The organism is Flavobacterium sp. (genome assembly GCF_043756175.1).
Taxonomy (GTDB): Bacteria; Bacteroidota; Bacteroidia; order Flavobacteriales; family Flavobacteriaceae; genus Flavobacterium.
In genome coordinates, this window is the sequence record NZ_JAYURN010000074.1 from 1 (window position 1) to 4,789 (window position 4,789).

Sequence of the window (4,789 nt, forward strand, 5' to 3'; positions counted from 1 at the left end):
TTTTTTTAGACAAAACAATAATAAAGGATTCGTAGACAGTATAGATGATGATTTAAGCTCATCTACGGCTAATGCCATTATATTTGCCAACCGAAATGTTATTACTTATTCCAACTCTCTTTCCGGAAAATATTCTATCAACAGCAAAATGACTTTTAATCTTTCTTTGCGCCATTATTGGTCGTATGCTGAAAATAAAAACTTTCTGTCATTACAACAAAACGGTAGGTTATCGGATTATAATACGTACACCCAAAACAAGAACTCCAGTTTTTTCTCCTGGAACGGTGACATCTCTTATTCCTGGTGGTTTGCCCCGGGAAGTGAAATTTCTGTTTTATACAGAAACAATGCAGCCAATTTTCAAAGAGAAATAGATAAGGATTTTGGAAAAAAAATCACCACTTATTGACCAATGATCAACTAAAACACGTTTTTTCCATAAGCGTTCGCTATTTTATTGATTATAATGAGGTCAAAAATAAATTTTAAGTTGCATTAATTTCAAAAAAAGACCTTTTCTATAACAAAATCATTGTTTTTTAACGGCGTTAATTCCTGAATGTATAATAGTCGTTTTGAATACTTCAAACATTTTTAGAAATACTTTATCTTTGTATAAAATCTTTTATAATGAACAAAAAAGTAATTCTTATGATTCTGGACGGTTGGGGAAAATCTCCTGATCCGAAAGTTTCTGCAATCGATAATGCAAATATTCCATTTATAAATAGTCTTTATCAAAAGTATCCTAGTGCACAACTGAGAACTGATGGCTTAAACGTAGGACTGCCAGAAGGACAAATGGGAAATAGCGAAGTAGGACACATGAACCTTGGCGCTGGGCGAATTGTGTACCAGGATTTAGCCAAGATAAACCTTGCCGTAGCGCATAACACTTTGGCGAAAGAACAAGTATTAGTTGATGCTTTTACCTACGCAAAAGTAAACAATAAAAAAGTACATTTCTTAGGTTTGGTTTCTGATGGTGGCGTTCACTCCCATACTTCACATTTGCGAGGTTTGATTGATGCAACACAACAATACGGACTGCAAAAAGTTTTCGTTCACGCTTTCACTGACGGCCGTGATGTTGATCCAAAATCCGGAAAAAATTATATTCAGGATTTACAAAATTATATTGGCAATACAACGGTTAAAATAGCTTCGGTTATTGGACGATATTATGCTATGGATCGTGACAAACGCTGGGAAAGAGTAAAACTAGCCTACGATTTATTGGTAAACGGAATTGGAACTCATACTACAAACGCCGTTGATTCAATAGAAGAAAGTTATGAAGTTAATGTAACCGATGAATTTATTCATCCTATGGTAATGGTGGACGAAAATGACAAACCATTGGCTACTATTGAAGATGATGACGTAGTTATATTCTTCAATTTTAGAACTGACAGAGGAAGAGAACTGACCGAAGCGCTATCGCAGCAAGATTTCCACGAGCAAAACATGCACAAATTGAATTTGTATTATGTAACGCTTACCAATTATGACGAAACATATAAAAACGTACAAGTTGTTTATAATAAAGATAACATTACCGAAACCCTTGGTGAAGTGTTAGAAAAAGCGTACAAAAAACAAATTCGTATTGCCGAAACCGAGAAATATCCTCACGTTACTTTCTTCTTTTCTGGCGGAAGAGAATTACCTTTTGCTGGCGAAAGTCGCATATTGAAAAACTCTCCAAAAGTGGCTACTTACGACTTGCAACCAGAAATGAGCGCATTTGAATTGACAGATGCTTTAGTTCCTGAACTGGAGAAAGAAGAAGTAGATTTTGTATGTCTTAATTTTGCCAACGGCGATATGGTAGGACATACAGGAATTATGAGTGCTGCAATAAAAGCTTGTGAAGCTGTAGATAAATGCGTAGAAAGAGTAATCACGACTGCATTAGCACATAATTACACAACTATTGTAATTGCCGATCACGGAAATTGTGAGACTATGATTAATCCTGACGGAAGTCCCAATACAGCACATACTACAAATCCAGTCCCAATTATTTTAGTGGACAAAGATTTAAAACAAATACACGATGGTGTTTTGGGCGATATCGCTCCAACTATTTTAGAATTAATGGGAGTTGAAAAACCAGAAGTTATGACTTGTCATTCTTTGTTGTAAGCAAATTAATTCAAATATTCATAAAAAAGCTACTCCATGCGAGTAGCTTTTTTTATAAATAAAAGTTAAAATTTCATAATTGATAGTATTACTATTATATTTGCATAAAATATGATTAATTATGAATACAATACTATCCAATCTAAAAATACAAGTCAACGAAAAAATCTATGTTAAAGATCCCGAAACGTCTGCCTTGGGAAAAAAAATCATTGAGCAAAGTATCCTTTTGATTGATGAAATTGGATTCGACAATTTTACGTTCAAAAAGCTTGGTGAAAAAATTGGTTCTAATGAAAGTTCCATATACCGTTATTTTGAAAACAAACACAAGCTATTGGTTTATTTATCCTCTTGGTATTGGAGTTGGATGGAATACAAGCTTGTTTTTGCCACCACAAATATTACTGACCCAAAAGAAAAACTTAGAAACGCAATCACTATTGTTACTGAAAAAGTAATCGATGACAGCAGCACCGAACACATTAATGAGGCTATTCTAAACAAAATTATTATTGCGGAATTCACAAAAACGCTTCACACCAAAGAGGTTGACCAGGAAAACAAAGAAGGTTTTTTCCTGATTTACAAAAGAGTAATCAACAGAATTGTGAATATTGTAACCGAAGTAAATCCAAGTTATCTCTATGCTAAATCTCTGGTATCTACAATTGTGGAAGGCAGTTTACATCAACACTTTTTGACCGAACACTTAACTACTATTACTGACTGCAATAGTTCCGTAAGTACAACCCAATTTTATCTTAATCTGACTGAAAACGTTTTACGCCAAAACATATAAAAACACCAATTATGACTCCTTTAAAACGATTCTACAACTTACTCGAATTAGACAAAAAAGATGTTTCTCAAATATTCTTTTATGCCATTTTTGCAGGGTTGATCAGTTTATCTCTTCCTCTGGGAATCCAGGCAATTATCAATTTTATTCAATCTGGCAGAGTCAGTGCTTCTTGGATTATACTTATTATTTTGGTTGTTTTTGGCGTCGCTCTGATAGGTGTTTTGTCCTTAATGCAATTACGGATTACAGAAAACTTACAGCAAAAAATATTTGTTCGTTCCTCCTTTGAATTTGCAGCACGCTTGCCAAAAATAAAACCAGATCAATTGTACAATACCTATCCCCCTGAATTAGCCAATCGGTTTTTTGACACTATGACCATTCAAAAAGGAACTTCTAAGTTATTAATCGATTTTTCGGCAGCCTTACTTCAAATTGTTTTTGGAATTCTATTATTGTCATTGTACCACCCTTATTTCATCATATTTGGTATTTTACTTCTTTTCCTCCTCTATTTCATTTTCAAGTTTTCTTATAGATCAGGATTGGAAACCAGCTTAAAAGAATCTAAATTCAAATACAAAGTCGCTAGTTGGTTACAGGAAGTGGCACGAAATAACTTCAGTTTCAAAAATGAACTTAATTATGATTTTGCTTTAGAAAAAAACAATCAAATCGTATCCGATTATCTCAACTACCGTGAAAAGCATTTTGATGTGATCAAAAGACAATTCAGTCAATTAATTATTTTTAAAATCATTATTACTGCCAGTTTATTATCGATAGGAGGATTTTTGGTATTGTCTCAGCAAATGAACATCGGACAGTTTGTTGCTGCAGAAATCATTATTTTGTTGGTAATTAATTCTGTTGAAAAAATAATTATCGGACTGGAAACTTTTTATGATGTTCTAACTTCTATTGAAAAAATCGGGCAGGTAACCGATTTAGAATTAGAAGAAGATACAATTACTAAAAATGACACTTGCTACACGAATATCGTTTTGGAAACAGAAAACATTAAATTCAAATTTCCTGATTCAAAAAAAGAAGTTTTAAATGCAATAAGTCTCAAAATTGAACAAGGAGAAAAAATAGTATTGGATGGAGAAAACGGATCTGGAAAAACAACGCTGATCCGATTATTATCTGGTTTATTACAGCCCACATCCGGTTCATTCTATATTAATGATGACACTTTTAGAAAAATAAATTTAAAACAATACCGGTCTCAAATAGGTAGTATTATTCACGGTGAAACTCCATTTGAAGGAACAATATTAGAAAATATCACTTTCAAGGATACATCAATATCTTTTGAAGATATAAAATGGGCTATTGACGGGGTTCAACTGAGCTCGTTTATTAAATCATTGCCTAAAGGTTTAGATTCAAGAATTTTTCCAGAAGGAAAACAATTATCATCTTCAAATGCGCAAAAGATTTTATTGGCAAGAAGTATAATTCACAAGCCAAAAATACTTTTCTACGAAGATCCAACCGATAGTATGGATGAAAAAGTAGCCAATGAAATTATTGACTTTATCACTTCTGATGCAAACAAATGGACAATTATAGTTTCCTCAAAAAATCCGTATTGGAAAACAAAATGCAGTCGAAAAATTATTATGCAAAATGGAGATATTCAACTTGATTTAAAAAACAATTAGCCATGCTAAACATATCTGACAACAAAACAAAACTGCAATCGTTAGCTCGATACGAAACGGTAAAAAACCTGACCAACAGACCACATTATAAAATTTTGAATAGAATAATAGCGGGCGTCTCGATAATTGGATTGATTGCACTCTTCTTACCTTGGACACAAAA

5 protein-coding genes are annotated in these 4,789 nt (G+C 33.2%); all 5 read left to right on the forward strand.

Annotation, left to right across the window (positions count from 1 at the left end; genetic code table 11):
* Positions 1 to 412, forward strand: a 412-nt coding sequence (locus tag ACH2BP_RS05525) for a DUF5916 domain-containing protein (RefSeq protein WP_395057810.1), incomplete at its 5' end; no start/stop codon positions are given.
* On the forward strand, positions 409 to 492 hold the full coding sequence (locus tag ACH2BP_RS05530; RefSeq protein WP_395057817.1) for a DUF5916 domain-containing protein: 84 nt from the start codon (positions 409 to 411) through the stop codon (positions 490 to 492). The genes ACH2BP_RS05525 and ACH2BP_RS05530, both read left to right, overlap by 4 nt.
* A 141-nt stretch (positions 493 to 633) precedes the next feature.
* On the forward strand, positions 634 to 2,151 hold the full coding sequence (gene gpmI, locus ACH2BP_RS05535; RefSeq protein WP_395057812.1) for a 2,3-bisphosphoglycerate-independent phosphoglycerate mutase: 1,518 nt from the start codon (positions 634 to 636) through the stop codon (positions 2,149 to 2,151).
* Between the two features lie 121 nt (positions 2,152 to 2,272).
* A complete protein-coding gene (locus ACH2BP_RS05540; RefSeq protein WP_395057813.1) occupies positions 2,273 to 2,953 on the forward strand; it encodes a TetR/AcrR family transcriptional regulator in 681 nt (226 codons plus the stop codon).
* Between the two features lie 11 nt (positions 2,954 to 2,964).
* Positions 2,965 to 4,626 carry a peptidase domain-containing ABC transporter gene (locus tag ACH2BP_RS05545; RefSeq protein ID WP_395057815.1) on the forward strand — a complete coding sequence of 554 codons (1,662 nt, stop codon included), beginning with the start codon at positions 2,965 to 2,967 and terminating at the stop codon, positions 4,624 to 4,626.
* Positions 4,627 to 4,789 lie beyond the last annotated feature (163 nt).